Annotated in this window: 23 protein-coding genes; 9 read left to right on the plus strand and 14 right to left on the minus strand. The window is 60.6% G+C overall.

Annotation, left to right across the window (positions count from 1 at the left end; genetic code table 11):
• The first annotated feature begins 45 nt into the window (after window positions 1-45).
• Window positions 46-1,119: a non-hydrolyzing UDP-N-acetylglucosamine 2-epimerase gene (wecB, locus tag KMZ29_RS09655; protein WP_215623483.1), complete on the plus strand. Its 1,074-nt coding sequence runs from the start codon at window positions 46-48 to the stop codon at window positions 1,117-1,119.
• Between the two features lie 59 nt (window positions 1,120-1,178).
• Here wecB and KMZ29_RS09660 read toward each other — a convergent pair whose 3' ends face one another.
• Complete coding sequence (locus KMZ29_RS09660; protein ID WP_215623484.1) at window positions 1,179-1,940, minus strand: AglZ/HisF2 family acetamidino modification protein; 762 nt, start codon at window positions 1,938-1,940, stop codon at window positions 1,179-1,181.
• Window positions 1,934-2,572, minus strand: a complete 639-nt coding sequence (hisH, locus tag KMZ29_RS09665) for an imidazole glycerol phosphate synthase subunit HisH (RefSeq protein WP_249779878.1) — start codon at window positions 2,570-2,572, stop codon at window positions 1,934-1,936. Before hisH ends, KMZ29_RS09660 begins: the two co-directional genes overlap by 7 nt.
• Before the next feature lie 196 nt (window positions 2,573-2,768).
• Here hisH and KMZ29_RS09670 point away from each other — a divergent pair, with 196 nt between their 5' ends.
• The gene (locus KMZ29_RS09670; RefSeq protein ID WP_215623485.1) at window positions 2,769-4,019 is read left to right on the plus strand and encodes an O-antigen ligase family protein; all 1,251 of its coding nucleotides are present in this window, start codon (window positions 2,769-2,771) and stop codon (window positions 4,017-4,019) included.
• A 129-nt stretch (window positions 4,020-4,148) separates the two neighbouring features.
• On the opposite strand, the gene KMZ29_RS09675 is transcribed toward KMZ29_RS09670, so the two are convergent.
• From KMZ29_RS09675 to KMZ29_RS09710, 8 genes are all read right to left on the minus strand, one after another.
• Window positions 4,149-5,777 carry a glycosyltransferase family protein gene (locus tag KMZ29_RS09675; RefSeq protein WP_215623486.1) on the minus strand — a complete coding sequence of 543 codons (1,629 nt, stop codon included), beginning with the start codon at window positions 5,775-5,777 and terminating at the stop codon, window positions 4,149-4,151.
• 313 nt (window positions 5,778-6,090) lie between these two features.
• Window positions 6,091-7,320 (minus strand): phenylacetate--CoA ligase family protein, encoded by a 1,230-nt coding sequence (locus tag KMZ29_RS09680; protein WP_215623487.1) that lies wholly within the window; start codon window positions 7,318-7,320, stop codon window positions 6,091-6,093.
• 61 nt (window positions 7,321-7,381) lie between these two features.
• Window positions 7,382-8,224 carry an ABC transporter ATP-binding protein gene (locus KMZ29_RS09685; RefSeq protein ID WP_215623488.1) on the minus strand — a complete coding sequence of 281 codons (843 nt, stop codon included), beginning with the start codon at window positions 8,222-8,224 and terminating at the stop codon, window positions 7,382-7,384.
• A 117-nt stretch (window positions 8,225-8,341) separates the two neighbouring features.
• Window positions 8,342-9,634 (minus strand): ABC transporter substrate-binding protein, encoded by a 1,293-nt coding sequence (locus KMZ29_RS09690; RefSeq protein ID WP_215623489.1) that lies wholly within the window; start codon window positions 9,632-9,634, stop codon window positions 8,342-8,344.
• Window positions 9,635-9,691: 57 nt separating this feature from the next.
• Window positions 9,692-10,765, minus strand: a complete 1,074-nt coding sequence (locus tag KMZ29_RS09695; RefSeq protein WP_215623490.1) for a branched-chain amino acid ABC transporter permease — start codon at window positions 10,763-10,765, stop codon at window positions 9,692-9,694.
• A 6-nt stretch (window positions 10,766-10,771) separates the two neighbouring features.
• Window positions 10,772-11,665: a branched-chain amino acid ABC transporter permease gene (locus tag KMZ29_RS09700; RefSeq protein WP_215605790.1), complete on the minus strand. Its 894-nt coding sequence runs from the start codon at window positions 11,663-11,665 to the stop codon at window positions 10,772-10,774.
• Window positions 11,662-13,593 carry a long-chain fatty acid--CoA ligase gene (locus tag KMZ29_RS09705; protein ID WP_215623491.1) on the minus strand — a complete coding sequence of 644 codons (1,932 nt, stop codon included), beginning with the start codon at window positions 13,591-13,593 and terminating at the stop codon, window positions 11,662-11,664. The genes KMZ29_RS09700 and KMZ29_RS09705 overlap by 4 nt, the downstream gene beginning before the upstream one ends.
• The gene (locus KMZ29_RS09710; RefSeq protein ID WP_215623492.1) at window positions 13,590-14,411 is read right to left on the minus strand and encodes an ABC transporter ATP-binding protein; all 822 of its coding nucleotides are present in this window, start codon (window positions 14,409-14,411) and stop codon (window positions 13,590-13,592) included. Before KMZ29_RS09710 ends, KMZ29_RS09705 begins: the two co-directional genes overlap by 4 nt.
• 398 nt (window positions 14,412-14,809) lie before the next feature.
• On the opposite strand from KMZ29_RS09710, the gene KMZ29_RS09715 reads away from it, so the two are divergent.
• From KMZ29_RS09715 to KMZ29_RS09730, 4 genes are all read left to right on the plus strand, one after another.
• Window positions 14,810-15,484, plus strand: coding sequence for a Crp/Fnr family transcriptional regulator (locus tag KMZ29_RS09715; protein WP_215623493.1), 675 nt, complete (start codon window positions 14,810-14,812; stop codon window positions 15,482-15,484).
• A gap of 226 nt (window positions 15,485-15,710) precedes the next feature.
• Complete coding sequence (gene gmd / locus KMZ29_RS09720; RefSeq protein ID WP_215623494.1) at window positions 15,711-16,811, plus strand: GDP-mannose 4,6-dehydratase; 1,101 nt, start codon at window positions 15,711-15,713, stop codon at window positions 16,809-16,811.
• Window positions 16,792-17,736, plus strand: coding sequence for a GDP-L-fucose synthase (fcl, locus tag KMZ29_RS09725; RefSeq protein WP_305855091.1), 945 nt, complete (start codon window positions 16,792-16,794; stop codon window positions 17,734-17,736). Before gmd ends, fcl begins: the two co-directional genes overlap by 20 nt.
• 146 nt (window positions 17,737-17,882) lie before the next feature.
• Window positions 17,883-18,860: a Bug family tripartite tricarboxylate transporter substrate binding protein gene (locus KMZ29_RS09730; RefSeq protein ID WP_215623495.1), complete on the plus strand. Its 978-nt coding sequence runs from the start codon at window positions 17,883-17,885 to the stop codon at window positions 18,858-18,860.
• A gap of 15 nt (window positions 18,861-18,875) precedes the next feature.
• On the opposite strand, the gene KMZ29_RS09735 is transcribed toward KMZ29_RS09730, so the two are convergent.
• A complete protein-coding gene (locus tag KMZ29_RS09735) occupies window positions 18,876-19,724 on the minus strand; it encodes a uroporphyrinogen-III synthase (RefSeq protein WP_215623496.1) in 849 nt (282 codons plus the stop codon).
• 139 nt (window positions 19,725-19,863) lie between these two features.
• Between KMZ29_RS09735 and purU the strand changes: the two genes are divergently transcribed.
• Window positions 19,864-20,727, plus strand: coding sequence for a formyltetrahydrofolate deformylase (gene purU / locus KMZ29_RS09740; protein WP_215623497.1), 864 nt, complete (start codon window positions 19,864-19,866; stop codon window positions 20,725-20,727).
• A 104-nt stretch (window positions 20,728-20,831) separates the two neighbouring features.
• On the opposite strand, the gene KMZ29_RS09745 is transcribed toward purU, so the two are convergent.
• Window positions 20,832-21,311 (minus strand): NAD-dependent epimerase/dehydratase family protein, encoded by a 480-nt coding sequence (locus KMZ29_RS09745; RefSeq protein ID WP_215623498.1) that lies wholly within the window; start codon window positions 21,309-21,311, stop codon window positions 20,832-20,834.
• An 825-nt stretch (window positions 21,312-22,136) separates the two neighbouring features.
• Window positions 22,137-23,305, minus strand: a protein-coding gene (locus tag KMZ29_RS09750; RefSeq protein WP_215620298.1) for an IS3 family transposase whose coding sequence is annotated in 2 segments (ribosomal slippage) — window positions 22,137-23,017 and window positions 23,017-23,305 — 1,170 coding nt in all. Because the reading frame shifts where the segments join, the coding sequence is not laid out codon by codon here.
• 214 nt (window positions 23,306-23,519) lie between these two features.
• On the opposite strand from KMZ29_RS09750, the gene KMZ29_RS09755 reads away from it, so the two are divergent.
• Window positions 23,520-23,954 (plus strand): arsenate reductase/protein-tyrosine-phosphatase family protein, encoded by a 435-nt coding sequence (locus KMZ29_RS09755; protein ID WP_215623499.1) that lies wholly within the window; start codon window positions 23,520-23,522, stop codon window positions 23,952-23,954.
• Window positions 23,955-24,403: 449 nt separating this feature from the next.
• On the opposite strand, the gene KMZ29_RS26695 is transcribed toward KMZ29_RS09755, so the two are convergent.
• Window positions 24,404-24,685 (minus strand): hypothetical protein, encoded by a 282-nt coding sequence (locus KMZ29_RS26695; RefSeq protein ID WP_249779879.1) that lies wholly within the window; start codon window positions 24,683-24,685, stop codon window positions 24,404-24,406.
• Between the two features lie 377 nt (window positions 24,686-25,062).
• Here KMZ29_RS26695 and KMZ29_RS09760 point away from each other — a divergent pair, with 377 nt between their 5' ends.
• Window positions 25,063-26,256, plus strand: a complete 1,194-nt coding sequence (locus KMZ29_RS09760) for an ABC transporter substrate-binding protein (RefSeq protein WP_215623500.1) — start codon at window positions 25,063-25,065, stop codon at window positions 26,254-26,256.
• Window positions 26,257-26,379: the final 123 nt, after the last annotated feature.

Here is a 26,379-nt window from a genome sequence, read left to right on the forward strand (position 1 = left end):
CCGCTGCATGGTCCGGCATGTGGTTTCTGAGTTTTTGGAGTTTCGATGAAGATCGTTACAATCATTGGAGCGAGGCCGCAATTCATCAAGGCGGCGGCGCTGTCGCGCGCAATAAAAGATCGCTTTGCCGGTCGCGTCGAAGAAATCCTGATTCACACAGGGCAGCATCACGACGATAACATGTCGAAGGTGTTCTTCGACGAACTTGATATCCCCGATCCTCGCCATCATCTTGGAATCTCCGGCGGTCGACACGGAGAAATGACCGGCCGAATGCTGGGGGCGATCGAGGCCAAGCTGATCGAGGAAAAGCCGGACTGGGTTCTGATCTACGGCGACACCAATAGCACGCTGGCCGGCGCACTAGCGGCAGTTAAACTTCATATTCCGCTCGCGCACGTCGAAGCGGGGCTGCGCTCCTTCAATATGCGGATGCCGGAAGAGGTCAATCGTATCGTTTCCGACCGGTTTTCTACGCTGTTGTTCTGTCCGACCGCTACAGCGGTCGTCAATCTGGCTGCCGAAGGCATCACGAAGGGCGTTCACAATGTTGGTGACGTCATGTACGATGTTGCCCTGTTTTACAAGACGCTGGCCCGCCAGCAGACGAACATTCTTGCCAGACTTGGGCTTGAAGAAGGGCGCTACCTGCTCGCTACTTGCCATAGGGCTGAAAATACTGACGATCCACAAAGGCTGTCGCAGATCATGCAGGTGATGGTCGAGCTTGCGCGGGACTTTCCGGTTGTTTTTCCGCTCCATCCGCGGACGCGTGATTTGCTGGTGACGCACGGCCTGTCTGACAAGCTCGCATCGCTTAAGGTCACGTTGCCTCTGCCATTCCTCGATATGGTAGCGCTCGAGCAGTCGGCGCACCTTATCTTGACCGACTCCGGCGGCGTTCAGAAGGAGGCATACTTCTTCGGCGTTCCCTGCGTAACGATGCGCGACGAGACGGAATGGATCGAAACCGTTTCACTCGGTTGGAATAAGATCGCCGGCGCAGACAAGAATAAAATTCTGGCTGCCGTCCGAAATTTTGTCAGGCCTGCCGTGGCTCAAGAGACGCTGTACGGTACCGGCGACGCCAGCGGTGCTATCATTCAGGCTATGCTCTGAAGCTACGTCGCTTCCGACTGCTGTAGTAATGCAGGCTGAAGCGACGAATGTAGCGTCATTCACGGCAGAAATTTGGTAAGTTCTTCCTGTGACGGATAGCTGATGAGCACGGCGCGATGTTTTCCGTGAAACACGAACATGCTTCCCGCGGCAACTGCGGATACCCCGGCTTCTAATACGACACGCCGCATGTCTTCGATCGAACCTGCGCCACCGCATGCGATGATTGGGACGTCAACCGACGCCGCTATTCTCTTGAGCAGTTCGATGTCATATCCGCTCGCCGTGCCATCCCGGTCGATCGAATTTATAAGAATTTCACCGACGCCGAGCTTCGCGAGTTCCGCCGCATAGCGGACTGGATCTTCCTTAGTGTTCGACCGGCCGCCGTCGATCCAGACTTCATGCCTGCCAAGAAGCGTGCGCCGGGTATCGATGGCGGCGACGATGCTTGAGCTTCCGAATTTGTCGCAGCTTTCTGCTACCAGCCGCCGGTCGAGGAATGCGGCACTGTTCAGTGAGATTTTCTCGACGCCAAGTCGGTGGAGGCGCTTTATTTGGTCGATCGATCTGATGCCGCCGCCGTAGGTCAGCGGCATGAAACATTCGCCAGCGATATCGCCGATCAGTTCAAAATTGGGCTCACGCTTGTCCGGGGTTGCGCCGATGTCGAGCAGCAGAATTTCGTCGACTTCCTTGTCGTTGAAGATCCGGACCGCGTTAACGGGATCACCCACGTATTTGGGCGTCTTGAACTTGACTGTCTTATAGAGGCCATACTCGCGCAGCAGCAGGCACGGAATGACGCGGGTCTTCAGCATGAGACGAAGTGCTCGCTGAAATTCTTGTAGATCTGAAGGCCAAATTTGTGACTCTTCTCAGGATGAAATTGCATGGCGAGCACGTTTTGGTGGCCCATGACGCTGACAAACGGATAGCCGTAGTCAGTCGTCGCCAGCGCATCGGCCGGTGACGACGGCAGCATATGGTAGGAATGAACGAAATAGAACCGCATCGGCTCGGGCAGATCTGCGAAGATGCCAATGCCGGGGCGCGTCGGCTTGATCGTGTTCCAGCCCATATGCGGAATGCGCAACTTCTGATCCTTTGCGGTCTTGAACCGAACGATCTGGGCGTCGATCCAGCCGAAACCAGCGAGCTTGCCTTCTTCGCTCGATTTCGCGACCAATTGTGCGCCGAGGCATACGCCAAGGATCGGCTTGTGTTGTTCGGTCACCAGTTCGTTGAGCAGGTCGAAAAGCTCCAACCGATGCAAATTCGAGATCGCCTCGTCGAATGAGCCGACCCCGGGCAACACCAGCTTGTCGGCCGCGCGCAAAATGTCAGGTGCGCGCGTGATCACCGCCTTGGCACCGACCTTGCGAAGCATGTTGAACACGGATCCGACTGTGCCGATATCGTAATCAACAACAGCGATCATCTTGAGTAGCACATCTTGGTCACCATCACCTTATGGATACCGTAATATTCCAGATCTCACACGGTATCGATCGGCTGATCCTAATACATGGGACACTTGGCGATTGCCATCCAGAATTTACGACTCCAGATCAAAATTGATGCTGTATCGCCAATAGGTTACTTGCTATTTCGATGGCACTTGCTACCCTTCGAGAAATGATGAAGAAATGAATGAAACCAGGCTGTCATTCCATATCCCAGCAAAATGGCGCGACGTCGAACGCTGGCGGACGACCGCTGACGTTTTTGCGACATTAGCTGCAGTCACGCTGCCATGGTCTACTTCGCTCCCCGCCATTTTTATTGTGCTCTGGCTCGTGGCTCTGACCCCTACACTAGAAGTTCCTCATGTCCTGGAAATGCTTAGGCGGCCGGTTTGCGCGTTACCTATCGCCTTCGCAGCACTGGCCCTGATTGGAACCTTATGGTCGGAAGTAGCATGGGCGGCGCGGATACATTCGGCGAGTTCAAGTGTGAAATTTTTCGTTTTGCCGCTTCTTTTTTACCACTTCGAGAGGTCAACGCGTGGGGCATGGCTTCTGGCAGGTTTCATTGGGTCCTGTTTTTTGCTGGAGATATTGTCTTGGATAGTCACTGTTAAACCCAACCTCAGCTTGAAGCGAGACGCCGTGTATGGCGTACCGGTCAAAAATTGGATTGATCAAGGTCAGGAGTTTGTGTTTTGCGCCGTTGTGCTTGTTTGGGCCGCTCTTCGCTTGCTCAGAAGCCGGAAACCCATCTTGGCGATTGGATTCATGGCGCTGGCGACAAGTTTTTTTCTCAACATGGCCTTTGTAAACGTTTCGCGCACAGCCTTGGTTTGTTTGCCAATTATGCTCCTGATGTTAATTCTGCTTGAGTTGAATCTTCGAGAAATGCTTCTTACGATAACTGCTTCGATCGTTCTTGTTGCCGTGGTATGGATTTCGTCACCTCTTGTGCGTACAAAGGCCGAGGCAATTTTTACGGATTTTATCAGTTATCGGGATTCCCGCGCGTCAACTTCAGGAGGGCAGCGGCTTGAATTTTGGCGAAAATCTTTGGGATTCGTTGCCATCGCTCCAATCATCGGTCACGGGACGGGTTCTACTTTGTCCCTATTTGAGCAAGCTGCAGTCAATCAAACGGGCGTTTCAGCTGAAGTGGTTGCAAACCCACACAATCAAACATTGTATTCCGCAATACAATGGGGCTCGGTCGGAGTTTTGATTCTCTTTGCCATGTGGCTCGCGCATTTGCTGCTATTTCGTGGCGAGGAATTTGCCGCACGGGTGGGATTTTTGGTCGTTTTACAGAATATTGTAGGTTCGTTATTCAATTCACACCTTTTAGACTTTCATGAGGGATGGATGTACGTCTTGGGCGTTGGTGTCGCTGGTGGCATCCTGATGAAAAAACGGCACGATGAGACCCGATGAATCGACCGCTGCATCTGAGCCGCCGTTGAAGGAGCGGCGCTCAATTTTGTTAGGATAGGAAATTTACTATTGGCGAGCGCGGCTCATCTGACTAAGCCCACACGCAAGGCATGATCTCGCGCGTCTCGGTTAGCCGGGCGTTTTGCACCACGGCAGAGGCAAGAGTGGGAGGTCGGAAAGATTCCATTCGCATATCCGTTCCGGGCCGCTGCGCTTGAGTACCAACTTCACCGGCTCGGCTTGGCCGACCACGAGGTGCAGACCCACCAGCGTTGCAATGATTGGATAAGCCCGCTTGTGAAACCGCAAGTCGCTCATGCGATCAAGCAGAATTGCGCCCGCGAGAATGATCAAGGGGTCGGTGAAAACGAAATATTCCGATTTGAGGTTGCGGCGTACGCCGAGCGCGTCGATGCCAACGGCGGCCAACAGAAGCACGAGGGCCTGTAACGCGGTCTGTCGTTCACCGCGGCGCCACGCGAAGACGATGCCGGGAGCAACTAGCCAGATCAGAAATACCGTGGGTCGCGGCGAGGAATGCAGCACGAACGTATAGCGTGCGAGAACGGATGCTACGCTCTTGAACAGCAACACCAATTTTCCAGAAAAGCCGGAATCGTTTGCGATATGGGCCGTCTCGGCATCCGCAAAAATCAGCATCTTTTCCAAGGGATTTACGACCGCGATGACGTTGCTGGTATTGTATTCAAGCTTGAGCACGAGACATGCAATGAGCGCCCCCGCGGCAACGGCAAACATAGAGGCGAGTGTTTCAGCTGCGCTGACACGCCAGATCGTCGCGAATATAACCATGCATGCGCCGACCAGGGTTAGTAGCGCCGCCTGATACATGCCGAACTTGCCGAGAAACAACGGATGGAATTGGGCCGCGTCGAGCAGAATGCGATCGAACCCGATGGCAATGAGCGGAAAGGCGGCCCACGCCGCCACGGCTGCTGCAAGTGCGGCGACGGCAGCGGAAAGCCATGCCGATGCCGGGTCGCGCCAGAATGCGATGCTGGCGCTGCTTACGGTGCCAAATGGCAGGATAAGGAGCGGCAGCGTGGCTACGAGTAGGAAAGCTTGCACCTTGTTCTCCAGCCCGAGAACGCAGAGGCCAGCGGCGAGCGCCATCCCGAACGGGCGCACGACGTTGGCGCGTCGCCCAATCACGATCAGGATCAGGAGCGCAAACAACACCGGACAGGCTGCGAGAAGCTCGCTACGCAGAATGCGCGAGTGAACCGCGATGCCGCCGGAAAACGCAAATGCGAATGTCGCGATCAGCGCTATGCGCCAGTCTCGAATTATCAGGCGAATGAGGCCAGCAAAGATCAGAACGCACCCTGTCGCTGTTAGCCAGGCGAGCACGCGTCCGGCGCGAACGGCGCTGGTCATTGCGACATCAAACGCGGCGGGGCTGGAGGCTGGTGGAATGTTTGAAAGCGTGTAGGCATCGAGCAGATCGAGCCCATGCAGCAACTTGAACCAAAGCTGTACTGAAAGAATGGTGATGTAGGCCGTGTGATCGAAATATTGTTGCGGCTTGCCGTCGTTCAAAATGAAGGCATTATAGATCACCATGAAATCCATGTCGGCGTTGCGCCAGTAGACCAACGCGTAGCCAAACATGACAAATGATGCCGCAAGACCGGCAACGATGGTCGCTAATCCTTTTCGCCAGCCAAGATACGTAACCCGGTCGAACGCGTCCGGCGCTGGCTCAGGCGTAGAATTTGTGGTGCGAAGCTGGTCCATGCTGGCTATATTTTAGCCCAGCCCGGGGTTCAAAGCGACCGGCGCCTGTCGAAAGATGCGTACAGATTGGCTTAGGAGGCAGCGAATTGTGTAGTTCCGCCGCGGTCTACCGGCTGCAATCTCGCAAGTGGAGCGAATTATTAGCCAGGATGTGACGGAGACTTGAGGGCGCATAGCGTCCGCCGTTTGCCGCGAACACGGGACGGACGTTTGGTGTAAGGGAAATCAAACCGGATCGTGACTTTCAACAAGGGGAGCGGAGAGAGTGTTGCGTGGGAGATCGGGCAAGTCATTTGGAATCGTACGCTGTTCGTCACAACCGGCGTTCGTCTGAGATGATCTTGCCATCGTTAGGAAGCGACCCCGGAGAGACCAGGTCGACAACCCCGCTGAGTTTGGCGATGGTGCGCAATGTCGAAGCTATGGCCTGGCGCAGGTCGCGGTTTGCGTTCCTTGCCTCGGCCTTGAGCGTCATCACATCGGTCTCACCCTCGCGCGTCACGACGAGACGCAGCCGCCCCAACTCGGGATGACGCTTGCCGATCTCCGCGACCTGCTCGGGCCGCACGAACATGCCCTTGATCTTGGTGGTCTGGTCGGCGCGGCCCATCCAGCCCTTGATGCGCATGTTGCTTCGTCCACACGGGCTCAGGCCGGGCAGCGCCGCCGTGAGGTCGCCGATGGCCAGACGAATCCAGGGGTGATGCGGATCGAGCGAGGTGACGACGATTTCCCCGACCTCGCCCTCGGCGACCGGATCGCCGGTGCCGGGCCGCACGATTTCCATGATCAGGTCCTCGTTGACCACCATGCCGTCATGGGATGAGGTCTCGAACGCAATCAGGCCGAGATCGGCGGTGCCGAACGCCTGGTAGGCATCGATCCCGCGGGATTTGATCTCGTCCTGGAGCGACTTCGGAAACGCCGCGCCCGACACCAGCGCGCGCTTGATCGAGGAGACGTCGCGCCCGGCGCTGTCGGCCGCGTCGAGCAGGATCTTGAGGAAATCCGGGGTGCCGCTGTAGCCGACCGGGCGATAGGCCTCGATCAGCTCGAATTGCGCTTCGGTGTTGCCGGGACCGGCTGGAATCACGGCGCAGCCGAGGGCGCGCGCCGAGGCGTCGAAGATGAAACCGCCGGGCGTCAGGTGATAGCTGAAGGTGTTGAGCACGATGTCGCCCGGCCGGAAGCCCGCGGCGAACAGCGCCCGGGCGCCGCGCCAGGGGTCGGCTTGGGTACCCTCGGGCTCGAAAATCGGACCGGGCGATGTAAACAGCCTCCCAAACGAGCCAGGAAGGCCCGGGACAAGGCCGCCGAACGGCGGGGCGGATTTGTGCAGGGCAGGGAGGTCGGCTTTGCGCAGCAGCGGCAGGCGGGCCAGCGCCGCACGGCTGGTGATCCCGGCCGGATCGATGCCCCGGAGGCGTTCGGCATAGGCCGGCGCCGCCATTGCCTTGCGCAGCACCTCCGGCAGCCGCGCAAACAGGTCAGCCTCGCGCGCGGCGGGCGGCCGGGTTTCGAGGGCGTCGTAGTGGTCGGTCATGTACCGTCTCGCCTTGTCTCGCTTGCCTCGCCCCGCTTGCGGGGAGGGGAAGAAGAGGTCCTTACAGCCACCGCTTCCGCCGCTTGAAGCTTTTCAGGTTCTTGAAACTCTTGCGCTGGTCGCCGGCGCCGCCGAGGTAGAATTCCTTGACGTCCTCATTGTCGCGCAATTCGGTGGCCGAGCCGTCGAGCACCACCTTGCCCTGTTCCATGATGTAGCCGTGGCTTGCCACCGACAGCGCGGCGCGCGCGTTCTGCTCCACCAGCAGGATGGTGACGCCGAGATCGCGATTGATCTTGCCGATGATGCCGAACACTTCCTTGACCAGCAGCGGCGACAGTCCCATCGACGGCTCGTCCATCAAGATCATCTTCGGGCGCGCCATGAGTGCGCGGCCGATCGCCAGCATCTGCTGCTCGCCGCCGGAGAGATAACCGGCCAGCCCGGTGCGCTCCTTCAGGCGCGGAAAATAGTCGAACACCCTGTCGATGTCGGCGCCGATCTCGTTGTCGGTTCGGGTGAAGGCGCCGAGCCGCAAATTCTCCAGCGACGTCATGTCGGCGATGATGCGGCGGCCCTCCATCACCTGGAAGATGCCGCGGCGCACGATCTTGTCGGGATCGATGCCGTTGATGCGCTCGCCGTCGAACAGGATTTCGCCGCGGGTGACTTCGCCGTCTTCGGTTTTGAGCAGTCCCGAGATCGCCTTCAGCGTCGTCGACTTGCCGGCCCCGTTGGCGCCGAGCAGCGCCACGATCGCGCCCTGCGGCACCTCGAGGCTCAGGCCCCGCAGCACCAGGATGACGTTGTCGTAGACCACCTCGATGTTGCGCACGCTGAGCAGCGGCGCGATGGCCTGCGCCGCCGCTGCTGCAGGGCGATCGATTTCAGTCGCTTCGGTCATGGTCGATCCTGACGTCGTCGTAGAACCCACGCTTCGTACCACCCACTGCCGTCATCCCCCGCTTTCGCGGGGGACGACAGCCTGAGTGCGTTGGGCCGCCTCTCGGCGACCGCTAGCTTACCAGCCGAGCCATTCGGGCTTGCGCGGCAGGTCGATGGTCTTGACCTTCTCGAGCTTGATCACGCCGTTCTTGGCGAGCTCGTTGAGCGGCGCGTCGGTCGCACCGGCGATCTTCATGCGATACAGATCGACCTTGAGCGTGCCGCGGTGATCCTTGTCGGTAAAGGTCGACGGGTTGCAGACGCCTTCCATGCCGGCCGGCACCCAATCCTTCTTCTGGTAGAAGCCCTTCTTGACGTTCTCGCCGGTCGCGCCGCCGTTCTTGGCGGCCCATTCGACGGCTTCCTTCGTGTAGAGCGCACTGCAGACGCCCGCGATGTAGTGCACCGGCCGATAGGCCGTTCCGGCCGCATCCGACATCTTGGAGATTTCCATCAGGGTTTTCATGCCGGGTGCGTTGCCACCCCAGGCCACCGCTGTGCGCAGCGGAAACACCACGCCGTTGGCGGCGGCGCCGGCGGCCTTGGCGGCGTTCTCGTCCATGCCCCAGACGTTGCCGAGGAACTGGACGTCGACGCCCGCAGCCTTGCAGGCGTTCAGGACCGAGATGTTCGAGCCCGCGGTGTTGCCGAGATAGGCGTAGTTCGCGCCGGAGCTCTTCAGGGTCAGGCACTGCGCGCTGTAGTCGCCGGGCGTCAACGCGAACACGATCGGCGGCAGCAGTTCGAAGCCGAGTTCGGCCGCGATCGCTTCACCCGCAGCCTTCGGGGCGTTCGGATACGGATGGTTGGCGCCCATATGGACGAATTTCGGCTTGCCGGGCTTGCCCTTGGCCTTCCAGTCCTCGGCGGCCCAGGTCAGCATGCCGCGAACCGCGTCTGAATAACTCGGGCCGTAGAAGAAATTGTAGGGAGCGGGCTTGGCCTTGCCGCCTGCACCGGTTGGGTCGGACAGCGCGGCGGCGTAGGACGCCGAGATGTCGGGAATCTTGTCTTCGGCGAGGAAGCCAGTGAGGGCTTCGGTGTCGGCGGTACCCCATCCGAGAATGGCGGCGACCTTGTCGGCGCCCGACCATTTCTTGTACTGGGCGATCGCGCGCGGCACCTGATAGCCGTAATCGACGGTATCGAGGTTGACCTTGGTCTTGTTGATGCCGCCGGTCTTGTTGATCCAGGCGTAAGTGTCGACGATTCCTTGTCCGTAGGGCGTTCCGACGTCGGACGTCGGGCCGGAATAATCGACCAGATTACCAAGCGGTATCGGCGTCTGGGCCATGGCGGGCGTGACGGCGGACATGCCGCCAAGCATCGCCGCCAAGGCGGCGCTGTTGAGAAGAGCTTTCATGTTCATAAGCATAATCCTCCGGTTTTCTTCTCGAGGTCTTCTTGTTGTCTGCCCGTTCCGACCTCAATGCGAGAACGGGTAGAGTTTCCAGTAAGCCTTGATCTGGCGCCAACGATGCGCGAGTCCATCCGGCTCGAAGACCAGAAAGACAATAATGATGAGTCCGATGGCCATCTCGCGCAAGAATGCGATGTTATTCTTGAGTCCGAGGAACTGATCGATCGGACTGTCACGCAACGCGACGCTCAGCCACTCCATCGATTCCGGCAGCAGCACCATGAAGGCGGTGCCCATCAGCGTGCCCATGATCGAGCCGAGACCGCCGATGATGATCATGGCCAGGAATATGATCGAGCGGTCGATGCCGAAGCCTTCGTTGGAGACCACCTGATTGTAGTGTGCGTAGAGCGCGCCCCCGACGCCGGCGAAGAATGCAGCGAGGCCGAACGACAGCGTGCGATATTTCGTCAGGTTGATGCCCATGATCTCGGCGGACAGATAGTGGTCGCGCACCGCCACCAGTGCGCGGCCGTCGCGCGAGCGGATCAGGTTCGTGACCAGCAGATAACAGACGACGACATAGGCGAGTACGACGTAGAAATATTTCTTATCGCCGCGCAGCGAATAGCCGAAGATCGAGAATGGCTCGGCGCTGGCCGGAACGCTGCCGCCGGTGAACCATTCCGCCCGCGCAAAGAAATCCAGCAGGATGTACTGCGCGGCCAGTGTAGCGATCGCGAGATAAAGCCCCTTCAGTCGCGCGGCGGGGAGGCCGAAGACCAGCCCGACAGCCGCCGTCACGACACCCGCGAGCGGAATGCAGAAGAAGACGGGGATCGCTAGCCGGTTTGACAGGTAGGCCGACGTGAACGCCCCGAAGCCGAAGAAGGCGGCATGGCCGATCGATATCTGGCCGGTGAAGCCGACGACGATGTTGAGGCCGAGCGCGGCGATGCCGAAGATGCCGATCTGGATCAGCAGGCTGAGGCTGTATTCGTTGAGGACGTGCGGCGCAAAGCAGATCAGGACGATGCCGGCGATCATCGCATTGCGGCTGGTCCTGGTCGGAAACACGGTGGTGTCCGCCGCATAGGTGGTGCGGAAATCGCCGGCGGGGATGAAGGTCTGGCTTGCCATAATGGATTATACCCGCTCGATGTCTTTGGTGCCGAACAGGCCATACGGCTTGATCATCAGGATGATGATCAGCGCATAGAACGGCGCGATCTCGTAGAGATTGCCCCAATGCAGATATTCGCTGTCTAGGAAGTGCGCGAAGTTTTCCAAGAGACCGATGATGATGCCACCGAGCACCGCGCCGCCGACGCTGTCGAGACCGCCGAGGATTGCCGCGGGAAATACCTTGATGCCGTAGGCTGACAGACCCGCGGACACGCCGTTGACCACGGCGACCACGACGCCGGCCACCGCGGACACCGTCGCCGAGATCGCCCATGCCATGGCGAACACGCTCTTGACCGAAATGCCGAGCGACTGCGCCACCTGCTGGTTGAATGCGGTGGCGCGCATGGCGAGACCGTATTTGGACAAGCGGAAGAACCACGCCATCCCGATCATCATCGCCACCGAGACTGCCAAGCTCATCAAATAGACCGTCTGCACCTGTAGTCCGAGGATATTGACGTTCTGGGTCTCGAATACTTTCGGGAACGGCTGCAGATTGACGCCGAACATCCATTTCATCAGCGCCGAGAACACTGTGGACAGCGCGATCGTCACCATGATCACCGAAATGATCGGCTCCCCGATCATGGGACGCAGGATCACTACCTGGATCGCGATGCCGAACACGAACATGAAGACCAGCGTGATCGGCATGCCGAGCCAGAACGGCACCTGGTATTTGGTCAGCAGCACCCAGCATACCCAGGCGCCGACCAGCAGCAGTTCGCCCTGCGCGAAGTTCACGACTTGCGTGGCCTTGTAGATTAGAACGAACGACATCGCGACCACGCCATACAGCGTGCCGACCACGAGGCCGTTGACCAGAAGTTGGATCAGAAGCTGGGTGTTCATTCCGCGGCCTCCGCGACGGGGGCGTCGTTGGCAAGATCGACGACCTTGAGCGTGGTGCGGATGCGCTGGGTGCTGCCGTCCTGGAAGCGGATCACAGTATCGACCGGGATGGCGCTCTTGCCGCCATAGATCGCATCGATGATGGTGGCGTATTTCTCGTTGATGACGCTGCGGCGGACCTTGCGGGTACGGGTGAGTTCGCCGTCGTCGGCGTCGAGTTCCTTGTACAGCAGCAGGAAGCGGGAAATCCGCTGCGCCGGCGGCAGCGTGGCGTTGACGGTCTCGACCTCCCCGCGCAACAGCTCGTACACCTCGGGGCGCGAGGCGAGGTCGGTGTAGGTGGTGAACGAGATCCGGCTCTTCTCCGCCCATTTCGAGATGATCGAGAAGCGGATGCAGATCATGGCCGCCAGCGCGTCGCGGCCGGCGCCCAGCACCACCGCCTCAGCGATATAGGGCGAGAATTTCAACTTGTTCTCGATGTATTGCGGCGAGAACCGTTCTCCGCGCGCGGTTTCCGCCAGATCCTTGATGCGGTCGATCACCACGAGCTGCTTGTCGGCGTTGAAGTAGCCGGCATCGCCGGAATGCATCCAGCCGTCCTTGATGTCTTCGGCGGAGGCTTCCGGGTTCTTGTAGTAGCCGAGGAACATGTTGGGGTGACGCACCACGATTTCGCCGACACCGTGGATATCCGGATTGTCGATGAGGATTTCGATGTTGTCGGCCATCGCCACGCCCGTGGTGTCGGGGTCGACCTTGTCGATCGGATGCAGGGTGTAGGCGCCGAGCATTTCGGTCTGGCCATACAGCGTGCGCAGCGGCACGCCCATGGCCTGGAAGAACTTGAAGGTGTCGGGACCGAGCGCGGCGCCGCCGGTCGCCGCCGAGCGCAACCGGGTGAAGCCGAGGCGGTCGCGCAGCGCACGGAACAGAATCATGTCGGCGACCGCCGAATGCTTGCCCTGCGCCAGCGCCGCCAGCCCCGTCTTCATGCCGAGCTCATAGAGGCGCTGCTTGAGCGGGGAGGAGTCCATGACGCCGGCGCGCACGTCGGCCGCGATGGATTCCCATAGCCGCGGCGCAAACAGCACGAAGGTCGGCGCGATCTCGCGGAAATCGTTCATCATGGTTTCGGGCTGCTCGACGAAGTTGATCTTCATTCGGCACAGCAGGCCTTTGCCGAGCACGTAGACCTGTTCCATGATCCAGGGCAGCGGCAGCACCGAGACATATTCGTCGTCCGGCCCTTTGGGGTCGAACGAAAGATAGGTCGCGCAATGCCGCAGCACCCGCCCCGAGGCGAGCATCGCCAGTTTCGGATGCGCCGTGGTGCCCGACGTGGTGCAGAGGATCGAAACGTCCTCGCCGCGGGTGGCGTCGACCAGGCGGTCGTAGAGGCTGGGCTCGCGCGCGGCGCGGGCGCGCCCCATCTCGGCGAGCTTGTCGGCTTCCATCAGCCGGGGGTCGTCATATTTCCGCATGCCGCGCGGATCGGAATAGACGATGTGCTTGAGTTGAGGTGCGCGGTCGGCCAGCGCCAACAGCTTGTCGACCTGCTCCTCGTCCTCGGCGAACACCAGCTTGGCTTCGCCGTAGCTCAGGAGATAGGTGGCTTCCTCGTCCAGCACGTCGCGATACAGGCCGAGACTCATGGCGCCGATGGCGTGAGTGGCGATTTCGGCCGACACCCAGTCCGGCCGGTTGTCGCCGATGATGCCGATGACGTCGCCGCGGCCGAGGCCGAGTTCGACCATGCCGAGCGCGAGATCGTGCACCCGGGTCTGGTAGGCGTTCCAGGTGAATACCTTCCAGAGCCCAAAATCCTTCTCGCGCAGCGCGATCTCGCCGCCATGCTCTCTTGCGTTGAGGCGCAGCAGTTTCGGATAGGTATCGGCCTGGGCGGCGCGGCCGGCGTAATCCATCATGCTGCGCACTCCGGGGCGGCGGGCTTGTCGTCGGGATCGACCAGAACCTCGTCCTCTTCGCCGAGATAGGCGCGCTTGACGTGGGGATCGGCGAGCACCGCGGCGGGATCGCCTTCCGCGATCTTGCGGCCGAAATCCAGCACCATGACGCGGTGGGAGATATCCATCACCACGCCCATGTCGTGCTCGATCATTATGACCGTCATGCCGAACTCTTCGTTGAGATCGACGATATAGCGGGCCATGTCCTCCTTTTCCTCGAAGTTCATGCCGGCCATCGGCTCATCCAGCAGGATCAGCTGCGGCTCCAGCGCCATCGCGCGCGCGAGCTCCACCCGCTTGCGCAGCCCGTAGGGCAGGGTGCCGGCGGTGGCCTTGCGCACCGACTGCAGGTCGAGGAAATCGATGATCTCCTCGACCTTGCGGCGATGCTCGAGCTCTTCGCGCCGCGCGCCGGTCAGCCAGTAGAGCGATCCCGTGATGAAGTTATTCTTCAAGAGGTGGTGCCGCCCGACCATGATGTTGTCGAGCACGCTCATATGATGAAACAGCGCCAGATTCTGGAAGGTGCGGCCGATGCCGAGCCGGGGCCGCGCGTTGGTGTTGAGGGTGGTGATATCCTGGCCGCGATAGAACAGCTGGCCTTCGGTCGGCTTGTAGCGGCCCGAGATGCAGTTGACGATCGAGGTCTTGCCGGCGCCGTTGGGGCCGATGATCGAAAACAGTTCGCCGGCCTTGACGCCAAAGCTGACCTCGGTCAGCGCACGGACGCCACCGAAGCGCAGTGACACCCCGCGCACTTCCAAAGCGTGTTCCACGCATTCCTCCGAGACACGGCGCTTGATGCGCTCTTTCTCTATCGTTTGCGACAACGGCCGCGATCCTATATCGGCCGCCATGGGTAGGCCACCCGACTAAGGGACGGCCCCTGCGCCAAGGATGCCCGCATCCGCTGGATCCGAGCATTTCCGTTGCGCCGGGCGCACCGGACGTAACGCCGCACCCAATCTCCGATTGGTCCAGCCGCGCTACGCGAGGTGGCCCTCAATAGGGTAAAGCGCTAGCTTGAAATGTCTTCTGCCTGACAATTCGTCGGCAAATTTCGCCAGCGGCCACGATTGGCGTTTTGTTGCGAGGCGTTGGCGCAGGGGCGCAAGTTTTCTATTGCAGCGCAACATAAGTATTGCAGGACGCCTGGGGTGACGGTTCGACGATCATGATTGCAGCAGATTACCTGAAGCGCATTGCGGCCTGGTCGCGCGAACTGAACGAGCGGGAGTTGGAGATCGCGCGGGCCGGCATCGTCGAGAAGTCATACCGCGCGGACGAATTCATCTTTATGCGCGGCGACCAGTTCGAGTACTGGACCGGCGTGGTCACCGGCCTTGCCAGAATGGGCATCGTGTCCCGCGGCGGCAAGGCCACCAGCTTTGCCGGCCTGACCTCCGGTGCATGGTTCGGCGAGGGCTCCGTGCTCAAGAAGGAGCCCCGGCGCTACGATGTGGTGGCGCTGCGCGACACCCGGCTGGCGATGATGGACCGCAGCACCTTCTTCTGGCTGTTCGAGAACAGCGTGGGGTTCAATCGGTTCCTGGTCGGGCAGCTCAACGAACGTCTCGGGCAATTTATTGGCCTGCTCGAATATGGCCGGACGCTGGATGCAACGGCGCGCCTCGCGCGGAGCATCGCCTCGCTTTTCAATCCCATTCTCTACCCGGACCTCACCATGCATCTGGAGATCACCCAGGAAGAAATCGGGGCGCTGTCCGGTATTTCCCGGCAGAATGCGAACCAGTGCCTGAAGCGGCTGGAGAAGGAAGGTCTGCTGAGGCTCGAATACGGCGGTGTCACCATCGTCGACCTCGAGCGGCTGCGCCGTTACAGCGAGTAGCCGGGCCATTTCGGCAATAAATCCGCGGTCCGCCGGCCCGGCACCGATGTGCCGCCAGACGGCTAAGGGACTGATTCCAAACGGCTTTGAGGTTAGACACCGTGGCGGCCGGATGCTATGGCCTGCACCACTGGCGTAACGCCTCTTGCGCGCCGGATTTGGCCGGGCGAATGGGGGCAAGGATGGGGTTCCGCCGGGTCGGGGCGGCCTCGCGTTAGGAGAAGATATGGCGGTTCAGGATTCGGCGGTTCAGGACTCGAAACGGCGCGTGGCGCTGATTACCGGCGTCACCGGCCAGGATGGCGCCTATCTCGCCGAATATCTGCTCGGCCTCGGCTACACCGTGCACGGCATCAAGCGGCGATCATCCTCGTTCAACACCGCGCGCATCGACCACCTCTACGAGGATCCGCACGCCGGCAATGTGCCGTTCCTGCTGCATTACGGCGACATGACGGATTCCACCAATTTGATCCGGCTAATGCAGCAGATCCGGCCGACCGAGATCTACAATCTCGCGGCGCAGAGCCATGTCGGCGTCAGCTTCGAGAGTCCGGAATATACCGCCAATGCCGATGCGATCGGCGTGCTGCGCCTGCTCGAAGCGATCCGGATTCTCGGCATGGAAAAGGAGACGCGGTTCTATCAGGCGTCCACCTCGGAGCTGTACGGCCTGGTCCAGGAGGTTCCGCAGAAGGAAACCACGCCGTTCTACCCGCGCTCGCCCTACGGCGTCGCCAAGCTGTACGGTTACTGGATCACGGTGAACTACCGCGAGGCCTACGGCATGTTCGCCTCGAACGGCATCCTGTTCAATCATGAAAGCCCGATCCGCGGCGAGACCTTCGTGACGCGCAAGATCACGCGCGGCGTCGCCCGGATCGAGACCGGCCTGGAAGAAGCGCTTTATCTCGGAAATCTCGAGGCCAAGCGCGACTGGGGCCATGCCAGGGATTATATCGAGGGCATGTACCGGATATTGCAGGCCGAGGCGCCCGACGACTTCGTGCTGGCGACCGGAGAGACCCACTCGGTGCGCGAATTCATCGAACTGGCTTTCGCCGAAATCGGCCGCACCATCGAATGGCGCGGCAAGGGCGTCGATGAAACCGGCGTCGACCGCAAATCCGGCAAGACCGTCGTGCGTATCGATCCGACGTACTTTCGTCGCACGGAAGTCGATCTCCTGATCGGTGACGCCAGCAAGGCGCGCGAGAAGCTGGGCTGGAAGCCGAAGACGATGTTCGCAGAGCTCGTCAAGGAAATGGTGGCGGGCGACCTTGCGATTGCCCGGCGGGAGGTTGCCAATGGCAAAAACCCCGTTTGAGCTGAAGGGCAAGACCGTCTTCGTCGCCGGGCATCGCGGGATGGTCGGCGGCGCGCTGGTGCGCAGGCTCGAACAGGAAAACGTCCGGCTGCTGACGATCGGGCGCAGCGAGGTCGATCTGCGCGATCAGGCTGCGGTGTTCGGCTGGTTCGCGAAGCAGCGACCGCAGGCTGTGTTCCTGGCGGCGGCGAAGGTCGGCGGTATCGTCGCCAACAACACGCTGCGCGCCGAATTCATCTACGACAATCTGATTATCGCGGCCAATGTGATCCACGCCGCGCATATCAATGGAGCCGAGAAGCTGATGTTTCTCGGCTCGTCCTGCATCTATCCAAAGCTGGCGCCGCAGCCGCTGCGCGAAGATTCCATGCTGACGGGGCCGCTGGAGCCGACCAACGAGCCCTATGCCATCGCCAAGATCGCCGGCATCAAGATGGTCGAAGCCTATCGCAGCCAGTATGGCTCCGACTTCATCAATGTGATGCCGACCAATCTGTACGGGCGTGGCGACAATTATCACCCGGAATACAGCCACGTCGTCGCCGCATTGATCCGCCGGTTTCACGAAGCGAAGGTTGCCGGCGTCGGCAATGTGGTGGTCTGGGGCACCGGCACGCCACGGCGGGAATTCCTCTATGTCGACGATATGGCGGATGCCTGCGTCCACCTGATGAAGAGCTATTCCGGCGACGAACTGGTCAATATCGGCACCGGCGAGGACATCACCATCGCCGAATTCGCGCGCGCGGTGGCCGCCACGGTCGGATACACCGGCCAGATCAGCTTCGACGCCTCGAAACCCGACGGCACGCCGCGCAAGCTGCTCGACGTCAGCCGCCTCACCAAACTGGGCTGGCGCGCCCGCACTACGCTCGAGGACGGCATCCGGCTCGCCTATCAGGCGTATCTGAGCGAGTCGAAATGATCGACCGTCCGGGCCAAGCGTCGTTTATCCAGCTTGTAAGATGCGCCCGGGCGCATGTACGCTCGTGCCACAAGGCATAAAGAGCGCGGCCGCATTGTTCCAAAGGGACTGCTGAGCCGCCGGCCAGGTCTGTTCGGGGAGGCGTCATGAGATTACCGCGTCGTCAATTTTTGCATCTGGCCGCCGGGGCTACCCTGCTGCCGGCCGTTTCTGGAACCGCATGGGCGCAAAGCTATCCATCGCGCCCGATTCGCCTGATCGTCGGTTATCCTCCCGGCGGTTCGGCAGACCTGACCGCGCGTCTGATGGGGCAATGGCTTTCGGAGCGGCTCGGTCAGTCATTCGTCATTGAGAACCGGGCGGGCGCCGGCACCAATATCGCCACCGAGGCGGTCGTGCGCGCGGCGCCCGACGGGTACACCCTTCTGCTCGTGGCGCCGGCAAACGCCATCAACGCCACACTTTACGAAAAACTCAATTTCAATTTCCTTCGCGATGTCGAACCGATCGCAGGTATCATCCGTTTTCCGAACGCGGTGGTGGTGAACCCATCCGTTCCCGTCAAATCGATCCCCGAACTGATTGCTTATGCCAAGGCCAATCCCGGCAAGCTCAACATGGCGTCGTCCGGCAATGGCTCGACCATTCATATGTCGGGCGAACTGTTCAAGATGCTCACCGGCATCAACATGGTCCACGTGCCCTATCGCGGCGGAGCGTTGGCGCTCACCGACCTGATCGCCGGGCAGGTGCAGGTCATGTTCGACAACGTTCCGACCTGCGCCGAGCACATCAAGTCAGGCAAGCTGCGCGGCCTCGCGGTCACCAGCACGACGCGGTCGGACGTGTTGCCGGACCTGCCCACGGTGGCCGATTTCCTGCCCGGTTACGAAGCCAGCGCCTGGTATGGCCTCGCCGCGCCGAAGGGCACCTCTCCCGAAATCGTCGCGACGCTGAACAAGGCCGTTAACGCGATCCTCGCCGATCCCGCAGCGAAGGCCAGGTTCACCGAAATCGGCGCCATCCTGCTGCCAGGCTCGGCCGCCGATTTTGGAAAACTGGTGGCGGACGAAACCGAAAAATGGGGCAAGGTGGTGAAGTTCGCGGGCGCCAGAGTGGAGTAGGTCGCCGGTGGCCCGTCAGCGGGGACCAGCTGCATTGCGCGGCGGTGTCTTTCCGAGCGCCGCCGCCATCGCCGAGATCAGCGGCTTCATGAAGAAGGCATCGTTGGCGGGCGAGATGTCGGCGTGCAAGCCCCGGGATTTGAGTTCGTCGGAAACTACCGGTCCGACGGAAGCGATCGGCGTCCGTGCCAGCCCCTCGCGCAATCGCGCTTCATATCCGTGCGCCTGCGCGACCTCGACGAGCCGGCGAACCTGGCCCGAGCTGGTCAGCGCGATCGCATCCACCCGGTCCTGCGCCATTTCGTCGATCGCGGTGACGATGTTGGCGTCGGCGGCCTGTGCGTCATAGACGTAGGGCAGCACGGTATCGACGTCGGCGCCCTGCGCCTCGATCGCGCCGATCAGCGCTCCGTGGTCCTTGTCCGGATAGAGCTGCAGGCCGACGCGATGGCCGTTGAGATCGACGCGCGACAGCATCTCGGCGATACCTTCCGAGGTCGGCTTCTCCGTCGTCACCTGCGGCTCCAGTCCGATCTCGCGCAGCGCCCGGCCGGGCTTCGGGCCGCGCGCGAATTTGCGGGCCTTGCCGAGCGCCGCAATGAATTCCTGCTCGACGCCGATCCGCCGGACGACCTTCATCAGCCGGCGCAGGCCTTCGCCGGTCATCAGCACCATGTCGTCGCACGGCTTGTCGATAAAGCGGCGAATCCAGGCCTCGACAGGCGCGGAATCCGGCGCGTCATGGATGGTAAACATCGGGCATTGCAGCACGTCCGCGCCCTGTTCGGCCAGCAGGCGTGAAAACTGCGCCTCTTCGCGGGTTTCCAGGATGAGAATTCGATAGCCGTTCAGCCTGTCAGCCATGATCCGCTCTAACGCCGGTCGCCTGTTGTTTGTTCATCATGGCGCTTCGACCGGGATTGGCGCAAGGGCTCTGCCGGTGATAGAGCAGGGCCCGCCAATCGCGTCCCGTCCTCGTCCCGTGAAGTGACCAAGTCCGCCCATGCCCGATCATCAGTTCGTCTTGACCCTGTCCTGCCCGGATCGTCCCGGCATCGTTTCGGCGGTATCGACGTTCCTTGCCCATAACGGGCAGAACATCCTCGACGCCCAGCAGTTCAATGACGTCGAGACCGGTCATTTCTTCATGCGGGTGGTATTCAATGCCGCCGATCTCGCGGTCAATCTTCAGGCGTTGCAGACCGGTTTTGGCGCCATCGCCGAGCGCTTCGGCATGGACTGGCTGATGCGCGACCGCGCCGCCCGCCGCCGGGTCATGCTGCTGGTCTCGAAATCCGACCATTGCCTCGCCGACATCCTGTATCGCTGGCGCACCGGCGAGCTCGAGATGATCCCGACCGCGATCGTCTCCAACCATCCGCGCGAAACCTACAGCAATCTCGATTTCGGCGAGATTCCGTTTCACTATCTGCCGGTGACCAAGGAGACCAAGCGCGAGCAGGAGGCGGCGATCTGGAAGCTGGTCGGCGACACCGGAACCGACCTCGTGGTGCTGGCACGCTACATGCAGATCCTGTCGGACGAGATGTCGGCGAAGCTGTCGGGACGCTGCATCAACATCCACCATTCGTTTCTGCCGGGGTTCAAGGGCGCGCGCCCCTACCATCAGGCGCACGAGCGCGGCGTCAAGCTGATCGGCGCCACCGCGCATTACGTCACCAGCGCGCTCGATGAAGGCCCGATCATTGACCAGGACGTCGAGCGCATCAGCCATCGCGATACGCCCGAGGATCTGGTTCGCAAGGGACGCGACATCGAGCGCCGTGTGCTGGCGCGCGCCGTGCGTCACCATCTGGAGGATCGCGTGATCCTCAACGGCCGCAAAACCGTGGTGTTCATGGACTGATCGGGGCGGCGCTAAAACGCGCTAGTCGAAAACGAGATTGAAGGCTCGCGGATTCCAGCCGAAGTCGCGGACCGCAGGCGTGGAGTCGAAAGTCATGTCCTTCATCATGCGGGTGCCCATCGCGACATTGGCGCCCGGAAACAGCGACTTCGCCAGCATGAAACCGGCCCGCCACAGCAGGGGGGTACCCAGATCGTGCGCCGCGGCAGCCGCAAGGCGTCGAAGATCCGGCCAATCATCTCGCGGTAGGTGAGTGTCTCCGCGCCCGGCAGCGAATAGAACTTGTTGACCGCCGCGGGACTCGCGGCGGCGGCGATTGCTCCGATCGCCAGATCCTCCGCATGCACCGGCTGCCGCAGACCGGGCGCCCCGCCGACCAGCGGCATGAATCCGAACCGGCGGATCAGCCGCGACAACGGCGTGATGTTGGTGTCGCGGCCAGGAGTGTAGATCAAGGTCGGCCGCAATATCGTCCAGCCGACATTGTTCTGCTCGCATGCGGCCGCGATCTTTCGTTCGGCGCCAGCGAGTTTCCTTATCATCTCGCGCTCGGCTTCAACTTCCGTGTCCTGTTTCGTGATCATGCTGGTCGAACTGAACGCGACAACTCGTTTCAAGGATGGGTTGAACAGCCGGGGAAGGGCGCTTGCCAGGAGAAGCATCAGCCGTGCCAAGAGCGTTGTAAACTCCGGAAGCCTCGGCGTGTTCGGCTTCTCCGGATTGCCACGGAGCCAGTCGACGCCGGGCGCATCCCGTTACGGTCTCGACAGGACAAATGTCCGCAAGTCATCACGCAGGAGATGCTCGACGATACTTCACGGTCGATATCAGCACGTTTCCCGACGGCCGGTATCTGGACCGCAACGACGAGCTTCAGGACATCACCGTTGCCGGAGGCTTCCCGTCTTGTTGAACGTTGCCTTCAGGTGACTCCTTGCGGTTTCCAACGACACATGACCGGGCCAATTGTGCATGATCAGTCGCTATGCCATTATTTGTGCGCACTTGAGCGATCCGCAGACAATAATTTTGCTCTAACATCCGATCTTCGTGCAGGTATGGAATGAAGTTTCCCACCACGCTTAGGCTGGTTGCTGAACGCTTGCTATCGCTTCTATCTGAAAGCAACGTTAGGCTTCGCGCTCAATAGTTCTTTGGCGCTTTTTTGAAAGGCTGGGTCTTTTGTATGACTTTTTGGCATTCGGATTTGACCATGCACAACAACCTCAGAAAGGATATTGGTGTCCCAACACCCCTCGCAGTTGCAACTATTACCATGGCCTACATGGAGGAAATGTTCGCGGAAGCTTGCGGGCTACTTCGTTCCCACTTCGCCTGATCCATCGTCCGATAGACGGCCTCAAAAATCTCAGGGAGAGATTGATCTTCCCCCGAAAAAGTGGACGGGTTTAAGCGGCTTTTAGCTCCATCTCGATCGGGGCGATATACCCGATGGCGGAATGGAGCCGGGTTCGGTTGTAGAAGCCCTCGATGAAGGTGAAGATATCGCGCTGGGCCTCGGCGCGAGTCTTGTAGTTGCGATGATGAACGAGCTCGGTCTTCAGGGTATGGAAGAAGCTCTCCATCGGGGCATTGTCGTAGCAATCGGCCTTGCGGCTCATCGATGCGGTGATGCCGGCGGCCGTGAGAGTGTTGCGATAGGCGTGTGAGGCATACTGCACGCCGCGATCGGAGTGGTGGATCAATCCGGCCTGCGGGCGTTGCTGCTGGATGGCCATCGTCAGCGCCGCGGAAGCGAGTTCGACCTGCATATGATCCCGCATGGCCCAGCCGACGATCTTTCGGCTGAAGAGATCCATGACGGCCGCCAGGTACAGCCACCCCTCCGCGGTCGGGATATAGGTGATATCGGCGAGCCAGACCCGGTTCGGGGCTGGGGCCGTGAAGTCGCGCGCGATCAGGTTCGGTGCGATCGGCAGGTCGTGACGGCTGTCGGTGGTGCGCACACGGCGCGGCGGTGCCATGATGGCGCGGATACCGTGCCGACGCATCATCCGCTCGATCCGGCCGCGGCTGGCGCCACGGCCCTGCCTCCGCAGGACGGTATGGACGCGGGGACTGCCGTAGCGCCCGCTGCTGTCTTGATGGACTTGCCGGATTGCAGCCAGGAGCGTGGCATTGGATTTTGTTCGCTCACTCACCGGGCGATCACGCCAGGCGTAATAGCCGGCTGGCGAGACCTCGAGCACGGCACACATCAACCGCACCGGATAGGTGTCGCGGTGGTCCTCGATGAAACGGAAGCTCATGTCCGGGTTCCGGCAAAGATCGCGATCGACTTTTTTAAAATGTCGCGCTCCATACGCAGCCGTTCGTTCTCCTGGCGCAACCGGGCGATCTCCGAGGCCTGGTCCGCCGACATCGGCGTCGCCTGCGTGGTGGGGCGCCACGCCGCCGATGTCGGCCCCTGCCGGAACTTGTCCACCCAGCGCCGCAGCACCGAGTCGCGCAGACCGAGTTCCTTGGCCACCGACGTGACCGAGCGACGGCTCGACGCCACCAGCTCGACCGCTTGGCGCTTGTACTCTTCGGTAAATGACCGACGTTGACGTTCCATTCGACACCTCCGGGCTCAACGAGCCTACTACAGGTGTCCACTCATTCGGAGGAGGTTCAGATTCCCCAAAACACCCTTAGGCCTTGTTGCCATCATCCGGCTCGCAACCACTTCCGAGCAAGAGTGAGAGTGATTCTAGATGAGTCGGTGCAGACGCACGGGTAATGTTTGAGGGCCCTTGACAAGGTGTGAAGACTGCGAGGAAACCGAACGTATGCAAATCAAGCGGGTTCTTTTCCTCTGCTCTGGCAATTACTACCGGAGCCGTTTTGCGGAGGAGCTATTCAATTATCGGGCAAGGGTAGCCAACCTGAATTGGATGGCATCCTCGCGCGCTTTAGCGCTGGAGCGAGGAGCAGGAAACGTCGGGCCGATCTCACCATTCGCGATTGAGGCTCTGAAGGCGCGCAACATCGTCCCTACCGATCCTGCTCGCCTTCCGGTGTCATGCCGCATAACGGACCTGGAGGAGGCTGATCTCGTGGTGGCAATGAAGGAAGCCGAGCATCGGCCGATCATCAAGGCGAAATTTTCGACGTGGGCTGATCGCGTTACCTACTGGCATGTCCACGACATTGATGTAGCGAACCCGAAGGATGCGCTCAAACTGACAGAAATACACGTATCAAAGTTGATCGAGAAACTTTGAGCATCAATATAGAAATATTTGGGCGGCCCCTCGACCTGCTTTCCGGTTTTAGCGCTAGCTCTTCCCTGTGTGGCACGCCAATTTAGCCCGGCGGCTCGAGCCGGCGGGTTTATCGTTAGTAGCCCCACCATCCTGCGGGCGCGATCTCTCCAGGCACACGATGCCAATCGCTACACGCAGTGTAATAGCATCACGATTTGGGTCCACGGTATAATTGCAACATTAGATCCGACCGAGCAACAGACCGGTTTTCCCTGCAGCTTTGGTGTAACGCCTTGCAATCAATCAAGCAATCTAGATCCACCCAGCGCACTCGTCCCCAGCAAATCTCGAATCGCCAACCCGTAGGAAGCGACGCCGCATTCATAGTAGATCGATGCGGATGCGCACAATTGTTAAGCGGCTTTTCGCCGCCCGGCATCGTTGAAAATGAGCGTTCGGTTGCGCGGCTAGTGGGTGGGTTCCAAAGATGACGCGTCGGATTTGCCCGCGTCCTCTCTTTCCGCGGCGGGCGTCAGGCGCTTGCGTTCCCGCTCTCTCATGAACTCGTCGTATTCTGCGGTCCCGGGGCGAGGTGGGGCGTCCCGCGGCAAGCCGCCGGCCCATTGCGGGATGGCAGCGCCGGCTCCGGCCGCGAGCTTCTCGTTGATGCTTCCGCAGCCACCCAGGCCGCACGCCAAGAGCGCCACGACATGGACAACGGCAAGTTGGCGAGTGCTGATGAAGGCCATTTGGGGAGCGTCGTAACCTGATCGGGTGAGCTTTTGACGGGGCGTTCCGGATTCCCTACCCGATTCCACGACGTTGGGCGGCCGGACTTTGCTGGCTCAACATACCCATCAAATCGGTAAAATTGGCTTATTCAAGTTCAAGGATTGCTGGTGTTTTAATACCTCTTCGAAATAGGCCTGCTGACGGTGCAAAATGAACGGGAGCGTCCGGAATCGCGATTATCGTCGCGATTGACAATGCTGAGCCGCTGGGTCGCCATGCCGCGCCGGTATAAGACGTCATGCCGCGCCGACATATGGTTGCAAAATCTGGGTTATGGTACGTCAAAAACCAGAGGCTCGGTTCGAAGCACGAAACCGATCAGGGGAGAGCGTTCATGTTCATTCGCAGTCAGATGTTGTCGCAGGCCGCAGCCGGCATTGCCGTTGCGGGCGCATTTGGTTTGGTGACGGTTTGGGCGCCGGCGCAGGCGCAGGAGAGCGTGAAGGTCGGCCTGATCCTGCCGATGACCGGCGGCCAGGCGTCGACCGGCAAGCAGATCGACAATGCGGTCAAGCTCTACATGCAGCAGAAGGGCGACACCGTCGCCGGCAAGAAGATCGAGATCATCCTGAAGGACGACGGTGCGGTTCCCGATAACACCAAGCGCATCGCCCAGGAGCTGATCGTCAACGACAAGGTCAGTTTCATCGCCGGCTTCGGCGTTACCCCGGCAGCGCTTGCGGTGGCGCCGCTGGCGACGCAGGCCAAGATCCCGGAAATCGTGATGGCGGCGGGCACCTCGATCATCACCGAGCGCTCGCCCTACATCGTGCGCACCAGCTTCACGCTGGCGCAGTCCTCCACCATCATCGGCGACTGGGCCGCCAAGAACGGCATCAAGAAGGTCGCGACGCTGACCTCCGACTACGCGCCCGGCAACGACGCGCTGACCTTCTTCAAGCAGAATTTCACCGCCGGCGGCGGCCAGATCGTCGAAGAGGTCAAGGTGCCCCTGGCCAATCCCGACTTCGCACCGTTCCTGCAGCGGATGAAGGATTCCAAGCCCGACGCCGTGTTCGTGTTCGTGCCGGCCGGGCAGGGCGGCAACTTCATGAAGCAATATGCCGAGCGCGGCCTCGACAAAACGGGCATCAAGGTGATCGGCCCCGGCGACGTGATGGACGATGATCTCCTGAACGGCATGGGCGACGCCGCGCTCGGCGCCGTCACCGCGCATCATTACTCCGCCGCGCATCCATCCGCGATGAACAAGGAGTTCGTCGCCGCCTACAAGAAGGCATACGGCAATCGTCCGGGCTTCATGGCGGTGAGCGGTTATGACGGCATCCACATGATCTATGAGGCGTTGAAAAAGACCGGCGGCAAGACCGACGGCGACGCGCTGGTCGCAGCCATGAAGGGGATGAAGTGGGAAAGCCCGCGCGGCCCGATCTCGATCGATCCGGAAACCCGCGACATCGTGCAGAACATTTACATCCGCAAGGTCGAGAAGGTCGGTGGCGAACTCTACAGCGTCGAATTCGCCACGTTTGAAGCCGTCAAGGATTCCGGCAAGACCAAGAAATGACCGCTGGTCATCCCGGGGCGCGCGTCAGCGCGAACCCGGGATATCGACATTGTTGCACGAGATTCCGGGTTCAGCGCCACGCGCTGCCCCGGAGTGACTAAGTCCAGAGTTTTCCGGCACGCA

It is taken from the genome of Bradyrhizobium sediminis (assembly GCF_018736085.1).
GTDB classification, from domain to species: Bacteria; Pseudomonadota; Alphaproteobacteria; order Rhizobiales; family Xanthobacteraceae; genus Bradyrhizobium; species Bradyrhizobium sediminis.

Excerpts from the sequence above, each read along its gene's own strand:
- KMZ29_RS09735 (WP_215623496.1), bottom strand. The coding sequence starts at position 19,724 with ATGGCTGACAGGCTGAACGGCTATCGAATTCTCATCCTGGAAACCCGC.
- KMZ29_RS09695 (WP_215623490.1), bottom strand. The coding sequence starts at position 10,765 with ATGGCAAGCCAGACCTTCATCCCCGCCGGCGATTTCCGCACCACCTAT.
- purU (WP_215623497.1), top strand. The coding sequence starts at position 19,864 with ATGCCCGATCATCAGTTCGTCTTGACCCTGTCCTGCCCGGATCGTCCC.
- KMZ29_RS09690 (WP_215623489.1), bottom strand. The coding sequence starts at position 9,634 with ATGAACATGAAAGCTCTTCTCAACAGCGCCGCCTTGGCGGCGATGCTT.
- KMZ29_RS09670 (WP_215623485.1), top strand. The coding sequence starts at position 2,769 with ATGAATGAAACCAGGCTGTCATTCCATATCCCAGCAAAATGGCGCGAC.
- KMZ29_RS09705 (WP_215623491.1), bottom strand. The coding sequence starts at position 13,593 with ATGATGGATTACGCCGGCCGCGCCGCCCAGGCCGATACCTATCCGAAA.
- KMZ29_RS09685 (WP_215623488.1), bottom strand. The coding sequence starts at position 8,224 with ATGACCGAAGCGACTGAAATCGATCGCCCTGCAGCAGCGGCGGCGCAG.
- KMZ29_RS09760 (WP_215623500.1), top strand. The coding sequence starts at position 25,063 with ATGTTCATTCGCAGTCAGATGTTGTCGCAGGCCGCAGCCGGCATTGCC.
- KMZ29_RS09755 (WP_215623499.1), top strand. The coding sequence starts at position 23,520 with ATGCAAATCAAGCGGGTTCTTTTCCTCTGCTCTGGCAATTACTACCGG.
- KMZ29_RS09675 (WP_215623486.1), bottom strand. The coding sequence starts at position 5,777 with ATGGACCAGCTTCGCACCACAAATTCTACGCCTGAGCCAGCGCCGGAC.
- KMZ29_RS09680 (WP_215623487.1), bottom strand. The coding sequence starts at position 7,320 with ATGACCGACCACTACGACGCCCTCGAAACCCGGCCGCCCGCCGCGCGC.
- KMZ29_RS09700 (WP_215605790.1), bottom strand. The coding sequence starts at position 11,665 with ATGAACACCCAGCTTCTGATCCAACTTCTGGTCAACGGCCTCGTGGTC.
- wecB (WP_215623483.1), top strand. The coding sequence starts at position 46 with ATGAAGATCGTTACAATCATTGGAGCGAGGCCGCAATTCATCAAGGCG.
- KMZ29_RS26695 (WP_249779879.1), bottom strand. The coding sequence starts at position 24,685 with ATGGCCTTCATCAGCACTCGCCAACTTGCCGTTGTCCATGTCGTGGCG.
- fcl (WP_305855091.1), top strand. The coding sequence starts at position 16,792 with ATGGCAAAAACCCCGTTTGAGCTGAAGGGCAAGACCGTCTTCGTCGCC.
- KMZ29_RS09745 (WP_215623498.1), bottom strand. The coding sequence starts at position 21,311 with ATGATCACGAAACAGGACACGGAAGTTGAAGCCGAGCGCGAGATGATA.
- KMZ29_RS09660 (WP_215623484.1), bottom strand. The coding sequence starts at position 1,940 with ATGCTGAAGACCCGCGTCATTCCGTGCCTGCTGCTGCGCGAGTATGGC.
- gmd (WP_215623494.1), top strand. The coding sequence starts at position 15,711 with ATGGCGGTTCAGGATTCGGCGGTTCAGGACTCGAAACGGCGCGTGGCG.
- KMZ29_RS09730 (WP_215623495.1), top strand. The coding sequence starts at position 17,883 with ATGAGATTACCGCGTCGTCAATTTTTGCATCTGGCCGCCGGGGCTACC.
- KMZ29_RS09715 (WP_215623493.1), top strand. The coding sequence starts at position 14,810 with ATGATTGCAGCAGATTACCTGAAGCGCATTGCGGCCTGGTCGCGCGAA.